The sequence below is a fragment of the Streptococcus parasanguinis CC87K genome (assembly GCF_000507765.1).
Classification (GTDB): domain Bacteria; phylum Bacillota; class Bacilli; order Lactobacillales; family Streptococcaceae; genus Streptococcus; species Streptococcus parasanguinis_J.
This window is the reverse complement of record NZ_KI669401.1, coordinates 413,790-429,216: the sequence shown is the minus strand read 5'-3', so window position 1 is coordinate 429,216 and position 15,427 is coordinate 413,790. Positions and strand designations below refer to the sequence as shown.

15 protein-coding genes are annotated in these 15,427 nt (G+C 44.2%); 2 read left to right on the top strand and 13 right to left on the bottom strand.

Translation table 11 applies throughout. The features are described 5' to 3' along the window. Positions 1-85: 85 nt before the first annotated feature. On the bottom strand, positions 86-1,522 hold the full coding sequence (locus tag HMPREF1195_RS02140) for a DUF6688 domain-containing protein (RefSeq protein WP_023917978.1): 1,437 nt from the start codon (positions 1,520-1,522) through the stop codon (positions 86-88). Between the two features lie 241 nt (positions 1,523-1,763). On the opposite strand from HMPREF1195_RS02140, the gene HMPREF1195_RS02135 reads away from it, so the two are divergent. Beyond that, complete coding sequence (locus HMPREF1195_RS02135; protein WP_003003594.1) at positions 1,764-2,672, top strand: LysR family transcriptional regulator; 909 nt, start codon at positions 1,764-1,766, stop codon at positions 2,670-2,672. A 38-nt stretch (positions 2,673-2,710) separates the two neighbouring features. Here the strand turns inward: HMPREF1195_RS02135 and HMPREF1195_RS02130 are convergent, their stop codons facing one another. The 9 genes from HMPREF1195_RS02130 to rpiA form a co-directional block, all read right to left on the bottom strand. Beyond that, complete coding sequence (locus HMPREF1195_RS02130) at positions 2,711-3,442, bottom strand: NAD-dependent protein deacylase (protein WP_023917976.1); 732 nt, start codon at positions 3,440-3,442, stop codon at positions 2,711-2,713. Beyond that, positions 3,443-4,210: a hypothetical protein gene (locus tag HMPREF1195_RS02125; protein ID WP_023917973.1), complete on the bottom strand. Its 768-nt coding sequence runs from the start codon at positions 4,208-4,210 to the stop codon at positions 3,443-3,445. Next, entirely contained in the window at positions 4,210-4,920 is a 711-nt protein-coding gene (gene deoD, locus HMPREF1195_RS02120; RefSeq protein ID WP_003007097.1) for a purine-nucleoside phosphorylase, read from the bottom strand. Before deoD ends, HMPREF1195_RS02125 begins: the two co-directional genes overlap by 1 nt. A gap of 206 nt (positions 4,921-5,126) precedes the next feature. Then, positions 5,127-5,840, bottom strand: coding sequence for a type 1 glutamine amidotransferase (locus HMPREF1195_RS02115; RefSeq protein WP_023917969.1), 714 nt, complete (start codon positions 5,838-5,840; stop codon positions 5,127-5,129). Then, on the bottom strand, positions 5,837-7,069 hold the full coding sequence (locus HMPREF1195_RS02110) for a chloride channel protein (RefSeq protein ID WP_023917967.1): 1,233 nt from the start codon (positions 7,067-7,069) through the stop codon (positions 5,837-5,839). The genes HMPREF1195_RS02115 and HMPREF1195_RS02110 overlap by 4 nt, the downstream gene beginning before the upstream one ends. A 4-nt stretch (positions 7,070-7,073) precedes the next feature. Further along, on the bottom strand, positions 7,074-7,883 hold the full coding sequence (locus HMPREF1195_RS02105) for a purine-nucleoside phosphorylase (protein ID WP_023917965.1): 810 nt from the start codon (positions 7,881-7,883) through the stop codon (positions 7,074-7,076). Positions 7,884-7,895: 12 nt separating this feature from the next. Continuing rightward, a complete protein-coding gene (locus HMPREF1195_RS02100; RefSeq protein WP_023917963.1) occupies positions 7,896-8,441 on the bottom strand; it encodes a DUF1697 domain-containing protein in 546 nt (181 codons plus the stop codon). Between the two features lies 1 nt (position 8,442). After that, positions 8,443-9,654, bottom strand: a complete 1,212-nt coding sequence (locus tag HMPREF1195_RS02095) for a phosphopentomutase (protein ID WP_023917962.1) — start codon at positions 9,652-9,654, stop codon at positions 8,443-8,445. A 93-nt stretch (positions 9,655-9,747) separates the two neighbouring features. Then, complete coding sequence (gene rpiA / locus HMPREF1195_RS02090; protein WP_023917960.1) at positions 9,748-10,419, bottom strand: ribose-5-phosphate isomerase RpiA; 672 nt, start codon at positions 10,417-10,419, stop codon at positions 9,748-9,750. Positions 10,420-10,581: 162 nt separating this feature from the next. Between rpiA and mnmE the strand changes: the two genes are divergently transcribed. Continuing rightward, positions 10,582-11,955: a tRNA uridine-5-carboxymethylaminomethyl(34) synthesis GTPase MnmE gene (mnmE, locus tag HMPREF1195_RS02085; RefSeq protein ID WP_023917958.1), complete on the top strand. Its 1,374-nt coding sequence runs from the start codon at positions 10,582-10,584 to the stop codon at positions 11,953-11,955. A gap of 42 nt (positions 11,956-11,997) precedes the next feature. Here the strand turns inward: mnmE and HMPREF1195_RS02080 are convergent, their stop codons facing one another. The 3 genes from HMPREF1195_RS02080 to ifs form a co-directional block, all read right to left on the bottom strand. After that, positions 11,998-12,810, bottom strand: a complete 813-nt coding sequence (locus tag HMPREF1195_RS02080; RefSeq protein ID WP_023917957.1) for a PrsW family glutamic-type intramembrane protease — start codon at positions 12,808-12,810, stop codon at positions 11,998-12,000. A 115-nt stretch (positions 12,811-12,925) separates the two neighbouring features. After that, positions 12,926-13,894 carry a DUF6287 domain-containing protein gene (locus HMPREF1195_RS02075; RefSeq protein WP_023917955.1) on the bottom strand — a complete coding sequence of 323 codons (969 nt, stop codon included), beginning with the start codon at positions 13,892-13,894 and terminating at the stop codon, positions 12,926-12,928. A gap of 905 nt (positions 13,895-14,799) precedes the next feature. Beyond that, entirely contained in the window at positions 14,800-15,411 is a 612-nt protein-coding gene (gene ifs / locus HMPREF1195_RS02065; protein ID WP_023917952.1) for an NAD glycohydrolase inhibitor, read from the bottom strand. Positions 15,412-15,427: the final 16 nt, after the last annotated feature.

Below are 15,427 nucleotides of genomic sequence, written 5' to 3'. Positions count from 1 at the left end.
TTGCAGGCCTCTCTGGACCTCTTAAAGGTTAAATTTGTCTCATTATATCGCGCTCCTTCTCGCTTGTCAAGTAGAAATCGGTAGCTTACGAAGCTTTCTTGGGGTCAAAATCTTCTGGGATCGGTTTGATGTATTGCATGGCAATTCGATTTTCAGGCTTACGATCAACTAGATAAAGAACAAGTAAAAAGAGCCATTCCAAGGGTTTCATTAGGTAGTAAATCAGGTCCATAGCCCATTTCTTCTTGATGTGTTTAGCAAAGGGATAGCCATAGCGGTCGTAATTGCGACGCAAGAAGCGATGGAATCGCGGCGTCTTTTCTTCTAGTACCTGTTCAAAGGCATTGGCAATACAAAGCTGGCGATTGACAACGACTGGATGACCGTGGCGGATGCCCATCCGCTGGGGCTTGACAACTTTTTCATGCCCACCAGCCGCAACCGTACAGAGATAGTGCTCATCAATGATAAGATTCTGAGGAGGGATCTTCTGTGAGAAGGCCCAATCAGCTGTATTGGTCCATGCCTTGATCATGGAATCCGGCTGCTGCCCAAAGAGCATGAGAACAAGGACAACAAGGGCAAGGGTTGGAATAGCGATAAGGACCGCTAGCCATGGCCAGTTGCGCGACTTGTTTAAGAGCTGATGGAGCCATTGAAGTAGACGATTCTCATAGCTTATCTCTGTTCGATCTTCCTGCCACTCCTTAATGCGAACCCATAAGAGATGGATGGAATAGATCAGTAAGAAAAAGGTGTGAAAACTTGCTACCTGCAGTTGATTATCAAAAACTAAGAGGAGAACCACTCCTCCTAGAATGCCACTAATACAGAAGACATTTGCTAACGGCGAAAGTGAATTCGCATCCCGGTAGGAATAGATAATCAAGGCTAGTAAAGTAAGAGCTGCCAGTGTAAAGAAGGTCGGATAGGCGCCAGACCAGATCAAGGCATGTTTCTGAGAATTGATCAAGGGCTCATTCCATTCGTAAAAGGTCATCTCCTTGACGATGTAAATGAAAATCGCTTCGAGAAAGCAACCAAAGAGACCAAACCAAAGAACAATTGTAGGCTGTTGCTTTTTCTTTTTGACAGGCTTAGGATTAGGTGATTCTTGCTTTTCCTTCATAAGAGATGCGTCATCTTCTCTTGTCCCTTTTCCTTCCTTTGGCACCCTATCTTCAAACAAATCCGGATCTTTGAGAGCTTCTTCTTCAGCTTCTTTGAACTGGAGGCTAGACCACCGACCGATCCCATAGATAATGACAAAAATATTGGGAACAAAAAGGGCTAAGGTCACACCATAGGGCAAGACCTCCATCGTAAAGGATACTATAGCAAGAAAACTAAATTGAATGAATGGATCCTTAATTGCGTAGAGCGACTGACTAATAACCAAATAGATGTAAAAGACCAATAGAATCAGAGCATTGGTCACAAAATTGATCTGCAACAGACCAGCTGTGAAATGGGTTTCCAATTCCTTATCCTTTTTCTTATACCAGGAAACGAGTTTTTTCATAAGATCTCCTCAATCAATTTTTTACCATTCTATCAATCAGATCTTACCTTCAGCAAGGCAAAACTGTATTTTTCCATCAAAATCAGTCCCCAGATGTAGATTTTGTTTCCAATCTTCTATTTTTTAACTATTTGATCTAGCCTACTTCCTATTACCTACCTCAGCCTGTCTTATTCTCATACAGTCCTTGAAAGACCACATTTTACGGGAAAAACGCGCTTTTTTATGTTAAAATAAAAGCATGAGAATACAACAATTACAATACATTATCAAAATCGTCGAAACCGGCTCTATGAATGAGGCCGCAAAACAACTCTTCATCACTCAACCTAGCCTTTCCAATGCTGTCAAGGACTTGGAAAATGAGATGGGAATTGAAATCTTTATCCGAAATCCCAAAGGGATCACTTTGACCCGCGATGGGATGGAGTTCCTCTCTTATGCCCGCCAGGTGGTGGAGCAGATTGACCTCTTGTCCGAGCGCTATAAAAATCCTGTGGGCTCTCGTGAGCTTTTCAGCGTCTCTTCACAGCACTACGCCTTCGTGGTTGAGGCCTTCGTTTCACTATTGAAGAAAAGCGACATGGAAAAATACGAGCTCTTCCTACGGGAGACGCGGACTTGGGAGATCATCGATGACGTCAAGAACTTCCGCAGCGAGGTTGGCGTACTCTTTTTGAATAGCTACAACCGCGATGTCCTCTCTAAGATGCTGGATGATAATCACCTGATTGCCACCCACCTCTTTACAGCGCAACCTCATATCTTTGTCAGCAAGACCAATCCTCTTGCCAAGAAAGAGATCGTTCACTTGTCAGATCTGGAAGATTTCCCATACCTTAGCTATGACCAAGGAACCCACAATTCCTTCTACTTCTCAGAAGAGATCCTCTCTCAAGAGCATCATAAGAAATCCATCGTCGTTAGTGACCGGGCGACCCTCTTTAATCTCTTGATTGGTCTAGATGGCTACACCATTGCGACCGGGATCCTCAACAGCAATCTCAACGGAAATAACATCGTCTCCATTCCCCTTGATATCGAAGACCCGATCGAGCTGGTCTACATCAAACATGAAAAAACAGCCCTCTCAAAAATGGGAGAAAAATTCATCGAATACTTGCTTGAGGAAGTGAAGTTTGATAAGTAAAAAAATATCTGAGTGATCCATGTTCACTCAGATATTTTTTATGGTCTTAATTGAGAAAATACTTCTCCAATTTTTCCTTCGATAACTAGGTCTGCTTGCTTGTCTTGTGGGATACTGGTCTTATTGATGACAACCAGCTTCTTCCCTTGGAAATACTGGATCAAGCTAGCTGCTGGGTAGACCACGAGAGAGGTTCCGCCGATAATCAGGAGATCAGCCTCTTGGATGGCTTGGGCTGCTTGGCTAAAGACCTCCATATCGAGAGGCTCCTCGTAGAGGGTCACATCAGGTTTGACAACCTTGCCGCAGTCCAGACAGTGTGGAACCGGGCCTTCCAAAGCTAGAAAGGCCTCCAAATCATAAAATCGCTGGCAACCCGTACAGTAATTGCGGTCGGCACTGCCATGAAGCTTCAAAACTTTTTTAGAACCAGCCATTTCATGGAGACTATCGATATTTTGTGTCACCACTGCCTTGAGCTTACCGGTCTCTTCAAGCCGAGCCAGATACTGATGGGCAGCATTGGGCTTGGCATCTGGGTAGAGTAGGTATTTCTTGTAAAAGTCGAAAAAGTCCTCTGGATAGCGCTCAAACATGGTATGGGAGACCAATTGCTCAGCTGTCAAATGCCGCCCTACCTGAACGCTATAGACACCGTCTGAGCTTCGAAAATCTGGAATATTTGACTCCGTGGAAACTCCTGCACCACCGAAAAAAACGATCCGTTGACTCTGGTCAATCATCTCCTGTAATTGAGCAATCTTATCCATCTACTTCTCCTTTAGTAGCTCTTCCATCACAGCATTGGCCTGATCAAAATAAAAGTTAGCTTGATCATAATGAATTCCTGTGTAGCTTGCAAGGTCAATCAAATTCTTCATAAAATCCTGAGAAGAGAAACCCGTCGTCCGATGGAGCTCTTCTTCATCAAAGGGCTTGATCAAGTGAGCCAGGGGGTTGCGAACTGATTTTTCTAACTCCCGCAATTGTTGGGCCGCAACTTTGACGCTATCTGGCAAATCCAACTGCACAATCAACTCCGTCAAACTGGACGAATTGACCACACTTTCGCTGTGGAATTGCTGCAGGATAGGATTGTCGGACGCATGCAGGCTCTCAAACTTCCAACGGTCATAACTGGACTCTTTGGAGTTATGAATATAGTTTGTAATATCAGGAATTTTCAACTGAATCAATCGCATAAAAATCCGGTAGATGGCTGGGCTAACGGCACGAACAAAGTCGATAATCTGTTCATTTCTCAACTTCGCTTCGAGATCATAAAGGTAGTTGGCCAACTGTTCATTTTCTGGATTTTCATGCCAAAAAAGCTGAAAACCAGTCGCTTCTAGCAACTCGGTTCTCAACTTTTGATTCATGACGGGTTGGATATTGAGCTCTCGACGCTCCGCCATTAACTGCAGTAAGCTCACCAACAAATCCGGTACATCTTCCTGCTGCTTGATAGAACGCAGAGCCCGGCTGTAGTGATAATTTTGGAGATCGTAGAGCCATTCATCATGAAAGAATTTTGTCATTAGTCTGCAATCAAGGTCTCAAGACCAACTTTCATCATGTCTGTGAAAGTATTTTGACGTTCTTCAGCGGTTGTGTCCTCATCAGGATTGACCAAACTGTCTGAAATAGTCATGATAGCTAGCGCATCGACATGGTGTTGGGCAGCAAGATAGTAAAGAGCCGCTGCTTCCATTTCTACAGCTTTGACACCCCATTTACCAAGCTCGATGTTCTTTTCACCATAGTTTGAATAGAAAACATCTGATGACAAGACATTGCCGACGTGAGTCGTCATGCCAAGGTCTTTGGCAATGTGGTAAGCCTTGTCTAAAAGATCAAAGCTAGCAATTTGAGGGAAATCGTATTGAGGCCAGTCGTTGCGGATGATGTTTGAGTTGGTTGCAGCTGCTTGTGCCAAGACCAATTCACGAACATGTACATCTTCATTCAAAGAACCAGCAGTTCCGACACGGATCAATTTCTTCACACCGTAGTCCACGATCAACTCACGCGCATAGATCGAGATGGATGGCATCCCCATTCCAGTACCCATGACAGATACACGGTGACCTTTATAAGTACCTGTGTAACCAAACATGTTACGGACTTCATTGAAGCATACAGCATCCTCAAGGAAGTTCTCAGCAATAAATTTCGCACGAAGAGGATCTCCAGGAAGAAGAATTTTATCAGCAATTTCACCCTGCTTAGCAGCAATATGGATAGACATAATATAAGATACCAAGGGCGTTAAAGAGGCAAAGAAAAATAGGAAATCCGACAAAGATGCCTCGCATCTAGGAGGATTTATCTTTTTTACACAGCCTCTAGCCCGGGTTCAATTCAAACCCGAACTGCCCTTCCTTTCATTTTTTGTTTTGAAAAGCTTTCCGCTCGTGTTCAAATCAGAACACATGCTCTACCTTTCTTTTTTATTTATTTTGTTAATGAATCCAAAAACGCAAAGAGTTTAGCATTCATTTCTCGATAATCGTAAGCACGAATGGCTTGAGGTTTTTGAACAAAGGTCAGTTTTTGACTTTGTTCTTCCAAAACACTTTCACCGTCAGCAGCAATCAAGAGATCGACTGCTTCTGGATCAAATTCCAAGTGGGCTTGGAAGGCATAGTGTTTCGGACTAAAGCGAATCATCTGACGTGGACACCCTTGACTGGTTGCAAGAACAACAGCATCTTCTGTCAATCCTGGCATATCGCCATGCCAGTGGCCGGTTTCAAACGTTTCTCCAAAATCACCGACATGCGGATCTGTGAGTCCTTCAGGCGTCAAGGTCACAGGATAAACCCCAATCTCACGTTCCGGACTGTGCTCATACTTCGCTCCATAGGCAACAGACAAGAGCTGGGCACCAAGACAGACCCCAACAATATAACGATCAGCCTTCATGGCCTTTTGAATCAGCTCAATCTCTGCCTGAGGATCGTAGTATGGAAAAGTTTCCCGATCTTCATCTGGCGATTGAGGTCCTCCCATGATGATCAAAAAGTCGATCTCATCCACTGTCTCTGGTAAGACTTCATTCTCATAGACTTTGGTCGTGGTTACCTGATGGCCACGCTCCTGCGCCCATTTTAGATAAGCGCCCGGCACTTCAAAGGTTTCATGCAGTACAAAATGTACCTTCATCATTTCTTCTCCCATCTCTTTCGAATCACGTATGACAGACCAGCCGCAAGTACAAGCGGAATAGTCAAATTCCAAGTTTGGCCTGTAAATCCAAGGCTCAGGGCAATGGCTGTCAGAGGAGCTTCTAGGGTCGTCCCTAAAAAGACTGTCGCTCCTAGTAACATCCCTAGAGCAGGATCCAGATGAATCCCAAGGACTGTCAAAAGCAAGGTCACTAGGTAGCCAGAACCAATCCCAAGGGCAAATGATGGTGTCAAGGTACCCCCATAAGCACCATTGCGCAAGAGGAGGTAAACCATAAGCCCCTTCACTGCAAGAGTCAGTGGAAGATAAGGAATCGGCTGACTAGACAAGAGGGCTTGCGCTAGTACCTGGCCATTTCCCATAAAGATAGGGAAAAAGGCTACTAGGCTCCCCAGCACCAGAAAGACTAAAGGAAGAGCCCAAAGAATCGTCCCATCCTTCCGCCTTTTGTGACTAGCCCGCTTGGCGAGGAAAGCAAAGACCAGAGCCAAGGGAGTAACCAATAAAGCAATCAGAAACGCCTGCAAGAAGCTGCTAGCCGACCATGAGACTGCGGACAGGTGATAAACGGCCTCCTGACCAACGATGGGCTGAGCGACCCAGGTGGCCAGATAAGTACTGGTCAAAACCAATAGAAAGTTCTGCCAACTGTAGGCGAGTCCTAAGGTCTCAAAGACGAACAAGCTACTGGCAAAGGGGACCTGATAAACCGCAGCCAAACCAGCTCCAGCACCACAGACGATCAAGACTTTTCGCTCTTTGATAGCTAGTGAGAATCCCTTCGCCAAGCGACCAGCTAGAAGAGCCCCGACCTCACGTGGGGCTCCTTCTTTTCCGACCGATGCACCTGCTCCTACAATTGCCACCTGCATCCCTGCATGAAGGAGATGGGTTAAGGGCTCTGGTTCCCTGTCTCCTGCTAAGTCAATTTGCTGGCGAATAGACAGAATCTTATAACGCTTTTGCAGGACATACCAGAAGCCAGCTGCCAAGCACCCAGTCACACACAAAACCAGAAATCTACGGAGACCTCCAGCTTCTTGAAATTGCTGGAGCAAATCGGAACTAGCTTGGCCAAAAGCCAGCTCTTGCACCCCTTCTAGTAGATAATGGCAGGCAATTCCGACCAGACCTGTCCCGATCCCTAATAATAAGGTGGCTAGAAGCAACCTCAGTCCGTAGGGCAGCCTTTGGAGTCGTACTTTCATTGGATTAGAGTTCAGCAAGAATCGCTTTCAGCAATCCTTTGAAGTCGCCTTTGATGCGCTCTGTCACTTCTACTACTTCTTCGTGGTTGAGCTCTTCTTGGAAACCAGCCGCAAAGTTGGTAATACATGAAATACCAAGAACCTTCAAGCCAGAATGCGCTGCAATGATGACTTCAGGAACGGTTGACATTCCGACAGCATCTGCGCCAAGTGTCTTATACGCACGGATTTCAGCTGGAGTTTCATAAGTTGGACCAGTCACACCGATATAAACCCCATCATCCAACTTGATACCCAATTTGTCTGCTACTTTGTGGGCGATTTCACGGTATTCAGGTGTATAAGCTTTTGACATATCTGGGAAACGTGGACCAAAGTCATCCAAGTTTTCACCGATCAATGGATTTTGACCAGTCATATTGATGTGGTCTGTGATGGCCATCAAAGTACCAGGACCAAAGCCGATACCACCGGCAGCGTTGGTAACAAGAACCCCTTCACAGCCCAAAACTTTCATGACACGAACTGGGAAAGTCACCACTTCTAGTGGGTTTCCTTCGTAGAAATGGAAACGTCCTTGAAGGGCCAAAACCTTGCGTCCAGCAAGCTCACCGTAGACTAATTTACCGGCATGGCCGACAACCGTTGAACGACCCCAGTTTGGAATTTCAGAGTAGTCTACTACGACTGGATTTTCGATTTCTTCAGCCAGTTCTCCAAGACCTGATCCAAGGATCAAGCCAAACTCAGGTGCTTCCATTCCTTTGCCTTTCAAAAAAGCAGCTGTTTCATTGATTTTTGCTAATAATGTCATTGCATATTTCCTTTATGATTTCCTTAGAAATTGGCCAATTTTGTCAAATGTATTGGCATTGCGAATGGTCAACAGACGGTAATCCGGCATCTTGAGGACTTGTCTGTGGTAAGCTGTCTTTGTATAGGTCTCTTCTGAGTATTTGCCCCAGTAGATCCCTAGATTCCCACGATGGATGATTTCATCACCGAGTGAAAAAGAGGAGACCAGCTCCCAGACAGCATCCTGATCAAGGCCTTCTGTGTAAAAAAGAACATCCTTGCGGGCCAGATCCTCCTGCCACCAGGCTGGTAGAGCAGCGAGATCTCGCGCATAGTCCTCAGCTGAAAAGAGAGAAAAAGACTGGATAAAGGGATAGTGTTCACGAAAGAAATGTCCCAGCAAATCTACCAATTCTGCTTTAGAAGCAGCAGATTCAAAGAAGATATTGCCACTATTGATGTAGGTCTCTACCCCATCCAGCCCGATCGTTTGGAGCTCCTCTCTAAGCTCTGCCATCATGACCTTGTTTTTCCCGCCAACATTGATCCCTCTTACGAGGAGAGCGAAGCGTGTCATCTTAGTTCAATTTGTCTAAGAAGCTTTCACCGATCATGGCTTTTTCAACACCAAAGTTCTCTGCAATTGTTGCAGAGATATCAGAGAAATGTCCGACTGGAATCACACCATTGCCCTTGAAGGATGGGCTATAAGCCAAGAATGGGATGTATTCACGCGTATGGTCTGTACCAGCGTAGGTTGGGTCATTTCCGTGGTCTGCAGTGATCATCAAGAGGTCATCTTCACGCATCGCAGCGATGATTTCTGGCAAGCGTTCGTCAAACTCATGCAAGCAATCGCGATAACCATGAGCATTGCGACGGTGACCGTAAAGAGCATCAAAGTCTACCAAGTTGGTAAATGAGAACCCTTCTTGGAACTCAGGAAGTCCCATGGTCTTAATCAAGGTATCCATACCGTGGCTATTTGATTTGTTGTGGCCCATATCGTGGTTGATACCAGCTCCGTTGAAGATATCGTTGATCTTACCAACCGCATAGGTATCGATACCCGCTTCGTTCAACTTATCCAAAACAGTTGGCGCAAATGGTGAAACAGCCAAGTCACGACGGTTGGCTGTACGTGTGAAATTTCCAGGTTCCCCAACATAAGGACGAGCAATGATACGGCCTAGAAGAGCTGGACGTTCCAAAGTGATGGAACGAGCGTATTCACAGATACGGTAGAGTTCATCCAAAGGAATGATGTCTTCGTGAGCTGCGATTTGAAGAACAGGGTCTGCTGATGTATAAATGATCAACTCACCAGTTTCCATTTGGCGTGGTCCAAAGTCATCGATGACCGCTGTACCAGAATATGGTTTGTTAGCTTCACGGATGACCTTGCGTCCTGAGAATTCTTCAATTTTAGTCAAAATTTCTTCAGGGAAACCATTCCAGAAGGTATCAAAAGGTTCTGTAATGTTGAGCCCCATGATTTCCCAGTGACCAGTCATGGTGTCTTTCCCAAGAGAAACTTCTTGCAATTTTGTCGCATAGCCAGTTGGGTTGCTTTCAGCTGGCACAGTCTTCAATGGTACTTCACGAGGAATATTTCCAAGACCGATTTTGGCCATGTTTGGTACATTCAAACCAACTGCTTTTGAGATGTGTCCAAGTGTGTCAGATGCGCCATCAGGTACACCTGCATTGACAAAGTTATTGGCATCTGGTGCAGCACCGATCCCAACTGAATCCAGCACAACTAAGTGCATGCGTTTAAATTTTGACATATACTGCCTCTTTCCTTTATTAAACTAGCTATATTATACCATATCCCTATAAGAAGAGAGCCGTTGATAGTTCCGGCCCCTCTTTAGAGAAACCTATTTTTCAATGATGACAGGGCCATCTGGTGTCCCTACAATCACTTTTGAAATCATGTTCAAGAATAAACCGTGCTCGACAACCCCGACGGTGTGATCCAGTTCATTGGCTAGAGCTTCTGCATCCTCGATCACCTTGAGATCCAAGTCAATGATGAAGTTGCCTTGGTCAGTGACGAATCGTTGATCATCCGCGAGACGGAAAGCAGGATGGTAACCTTTTTGCTCAAAGTGACGGAAGAGATTTTCAGCCCCGTATTGCACTACTTCCACTGGAAGTTTGAAAGCCCCAAGAGTTGCGACTTGTTTGGATTCATCCACGATCCAAATGCAATCTTTTGAATTGGTTGCGACGATCTTTTCCATGAGGAGAGCACCACCGCCACCTTTGATCCCGTTCAATTGAGGATCCACTTCATCTGCGCCATCCACTGTTACATCGACCACTTCAACATCGTCGATAGCCTTGAGCGGAATGCCTAAACTTTCAGCCTGATCATAGGTCACACTCGACGTTGTGACAGCTGTGATCTCCAAGCCTTCTTCTTTGATGCGACGACCCAATTCAGCCACAAAATAATAAGCAGTTGACCCTGTACCGAGACCGACAATCATGCCGTCTTTGACAAACTCAGCCGCTTTAATTCCTACCTGTTCTTTTAGGTTTACCATCATAGACCTCCTTTTATATTCTCTTACAGTATAGCATATTCTGTAAGAGATTTCACTAATTAATTGAAAACCTTTCCAGCTTTTAGTTCTAAAAGCAAAACCTTGCCCGTCCGCTGACTTTACGATAGAATAGAGATGAATCTACAGGAAAAGAGAAATAACATGATTACTAAAGAATTTGATACCATTGCTGCCATCTCAACCCCTCTCGGTGAGGGGGCTATCGGGATCGTCCGCTTGAGCGGGGCAGACAGCTTTGCCATTGCGCAAAAAATCTTCAAAGGTAAAGATTTGACCAGCGTGGCTAGCCACACGCTCAACTACGGCCATATCGTAGATCCAGATAAGGACGAGATTCTCGACGAAGTCATGGTGGGAGCCATGCGCTCGCCTAAGACCTTCACTCGTGAAGACATCATCGAGATCAATACCCACGGAGGGATTGCAGTGACCAACGAAATCCTACAATTAGTCATCCGGGAAGGCGCTCGATTGGCAGAACCTGGTGAGTTTACCAAGCGGGCCTTTCTGAACGGTCGGGTCGATTTAACCCAGGCCGAAGCCGTCATGGACATTATCCGCGCCAAGACCGATAAGGCTATGAACATCGCTGTGAAACAACTCGATGGTTCCCTGTCTGATCTGATCAACAACACGCGCCAAGAGATCCTCAATACCCTAGCCCAGGTCGAAGTCAATATCGACTATCCTGAGTACGATGATGTCGAAGAAGCAACCACTGAAATCATCCGTGAAAAGACCACTGAATTTGAAGCCCTCTTGACCAATTTGCTGAAGACAGCTCGCCGTGGCAAGATCCTGCGCGAAGGGATCTCTACGGCCATCATCGGTCGACCAAACGTCGGCAAGTCTAGCCTCCTCAACAACCTTCTTAGAGAGGAAAAAGCTATCGTGACCGATATCGAAGGGACCACCCGGGACGTCATCGAAGAATACGTTAACATCAACGGCGTTCCCCTCAAGTTGGTCGATACGGCTGGGATCCGGGAAACCGAAGACATCGTCGAGCAAATCGGTGTCGAACGTTCGAAAAAAGCCCTCAAGGAAGCTGATCTGGTCCTCCTGGTCCTAAATGCTAGCGAGCCCTTGACCGATCAAGATCGCCAGCTCCTTGAGATCTCTCAAGATAGCAACCGCATCATTCTCCTCAACAAGGTCGATCTCCCGCAACAAATCGAGTTGGATCAAATCCCTGCAGATCACATCAAGATCTCTGTCCTTAAAAATCAAAACATTGACCAAATCGAAGACCGGATCAACGCCCTCTTCTTTGAAAATGCAGGTCTGGTCGAGCAAGACGCGACTTATCTCTCAAATGCCCGTCACATCTCTCTGATCGAGAAAGCTGTTGAAGCCCTACAAGCTGTCAACGAAGGCTTAGCTCTAGGTATGCCGGTTGACCTGCTTCAAGTCGACCTCACCCGCACCTGGGAAATCCTCGGAGAAATCACAGGGGACGCTGCTCCAGATGAGCTCATTACCCAACTCTTCAGCCAGTTCTGTCTTGGTAAATAACAAGAATGCGTATGTGTTCAAACATACGCATTCTTTTTTGTTTTATTTTCCTTGTTCTAATCGCTCGACAGTTTGATAAGCTAGGTAGATCAGGAAGAGACCAGTAGCATTCAAGACTGGAATCGCAATCGGCAACTCGGTCACGATTTGTGAGAAGGGTGAATTTCCAACAAAATGAAGTCCAAACCCAGCTACTAAATATCCCCAGCCTACTAGACGTAGATCCTTGCGTCCTCTGCTTGCTTGGACAATCAAGAAGAGCCCCAGCATGACTAGACCTGTGTAGACCCAGTGAGACATGGGCGCATTAGACACACGACCGAGAATCCCTGAAACCGTGTAAGAGAAACCTTCCGGCAGATCCTGACGGATATAGGCAAAGTCCTCCACGATCTGGAAACCAAGACCAGAGGCAATAGCCAAGAGGAAGATCGACTTGATGCGACGGACACTGAACAAATAGAGGACAAAGAAGATCGGAATCAACTTAAAGGGTTCCTCAAAGAGAGGCGCAGCGATGGCACTCTCGTACTGGTTCCAAAAGTCGCTATTTGGAGCGATCGCTTGAATCATGTCATGGAAATAGGTATTGGCAAAGCTAGACAACCAACCGGCAACAAAGCCCCCTCCTAATAAAGAAAAGAGAACCGGTACCCAAGACAACTTCCACTTCTTAGCAAAATGAAAGAGAGCCCAAACAGCAGGAAGTGCATAGACCAAAAGGATCAGGGTAGAAAGTCCCACAATCCCGTACTGGCTGCCAGACATCCAACCTTCCGTCAGTGACTGAGTCTCATAGGCTAGGCCGATCGCTAGCAAGAGTAAATAAAGAAACAAAATCGATTTGCGTTTCATAAAAGACCTTTCTAAAGTGAAATGAAAAAGGCTGGAAGACCAGTCTTTTCCGTGTAGTATCATTGTAACAGGATCAGCTTAAAAAAACAATAAACTGAGCTCTCAAATTCAGCTCCTACTTCAATACTGCAAGAATCTGGCGAATCATGTCTGGATCCCCATCTGGCAATGTAACCGTTTCAGCATGGTCCAAGATCCCTTGGGTAAATTGCGTCATAAACTCTTCACTATTGAGTTCATCTGCAGACTGTTGCCAGTGGCTCGGTATAGGATAGATCGTCACTGTCCCATCACCGTTGGATGCATAAGTGATATTTCCTTCTGCTGAATAAGAACCAAACAGATGACGCACATCTTTTGGATAATCGACACCCAAGCCACCATTATAAATCTTTGTTCCAGCTACACTATTTGAAATATTTAACTCTGATGGCACGTTCTTGATCACATAAGCCCAGACACGAGCAGCTTCAACCTGAGCAGCGGTGTAGCCTGGATAATCATTCTGGTCTGCCTTCTTCGAAGACTTGACCTCGCCATCCGAGCGAGTATTCCACTTCTTAGCCTTACTGGTCTTTGTCGTACTACTGCTATCGTCTGTATCTACTTGCTCCCGATCTTTCGGTTGCTCTTTCTTGCGATAGTAGAAATTGTCATCATCGCCATAAGCCGGTGACTGACCAGCCCAGATCCGATCCTTGGACTTATCAGAAGCATCGTCTTTGCCCGCTTTCTGACCTTTTGGAAGAAGCAAGAGACCATAGCCTCCAACACCCGACTTGGCACTAACCGTCATCTCAGCGATCTGGTCCTTCTGCTTAAAACTCGCTGTATCAAGCTCAACATCCTCGCTGACCAAGCCCCTATCATCAAAGACCAGCTCATTGCCACGACCATCGATCCAAGTCCCCTTGATACTCGAGTAGTCCTTAGCTTTAATGGCTTTCAAGTCCATGCCATACTGTTTCTTTTCTGAAGTGCTGGTCTGCTTGGTATCCGAACTCTTAGGCGTCACCGTCCTCTGAGGACAACCACACGAAGCCAAGACCAAAGCAGAAAGCACAATTACTAAACCTTTTTTCATATTAATTTCCCTTCACACACCTACTATTTTAGAAAAATAAGAAAGGAGAGTCAAAGAAAAAGTGGGGGGGGGCATAAAAGTCTGTAAAATTATTATTTGAATTTCTAAAGAAATAGAAGTTCAATGTATCGAGCTCCTAGACCATCATTTTTTGTTTTTCTTGTTTTGGGATCATTCGAAAGAACACAGCTCTAAAACAAGGAAACATTGATACTATCAACTCCACACATCCTACATAGACAGTTTCCCTTATTTTTTAATATGCTTCAAAACTATATTTTAAACAATTTATTTAATCTTTCTAACTCTGATACATTCATATATACTTCTACTCCAGTAACTACCCCCTTACTATAAATAATTCCACAAGAAAACACAATCCTCTTCTGACTCAAAATATTTGACAATATTACAAATGATTCCAAAACATAATCCTCTATAGTAATAAAACAATTATTTTCATCTTTAAAAAACTTTATAAATCCAATATCCTTACACCTATCACGAAAATGAAACCTAAGTGATTTTAAAAAATAATCAAAAAACACATCACTTTCCATAGAAAACCCTTTCATTTTTAAAATATTCTTTTATAACATACAAAAAATAAGTTTTAGGACAATTCGAAACAACACGGCTATAAAACGTCAACACTCTGTCATAAGTGAACTACTCCCCAAAAGTTAGACAGAAAAAATCTAACTTTTGGGGTGCAGTTCAACTGTCAGTGTTTTCTTTTCTATCTCTGCCCCTGCCGAAATATAAAATATACTTAGAAAGCCTATTCTAATAGGCTTTTAGAAAATTTTGGTTTACTTTTTAGCTAACTTATTTTTTGACTGACCTTCGCTTTAATACTTTTAATCCCTCATAAATTGATTAATTTTATTCTTCTTAGTTGTTCTTTACTCCGGTACTTCTACCTTCAAGCTCATATCTGTATTTTGCAATGTCTTCTGAACCGCTACGAGAAAGGCCAGTCCATTATCAGATGGGGAATATTGAAAAGTGATGAGAATCTTCTCCACCTTTTCTTCATCACATCGTCTGTATAACGGACTACGGTCTAATACATTACATAGTCTTTCATAAGCATACGTACGTTTCTGCTCATCTGATAATTTTGAGATACTTTCTATAATATTTCTTACCAATTCATCTGTTTCAATAACAAAGGGAATATCATAATAATTCGTTACAAACCATTTTTGATTAGAAATATATTGAGTGACCTTCTTTAATTTCATTAGATCATTAGATAAGCTAAAATCTTTCAAGATTTCAAAAGTTCTGCGCGCTATATCCCTATCACCTTCCACATACAAAGGATATAAGCAATATTCTATCAATACCCCAATATCTGTACTATCAAGTTCATAAGAATCCCTTTGCCATATACGATATTTTGCATCTGTGCCTAAAAAAGCTTCTTCCTCTTTTCCTTCTCTCATCACATTACGATAAAAATTAATAAAAGATTGATAATCTTTAGGCTCTGGTATTTCATATTTTTTCATTTATTTACTCCATTGG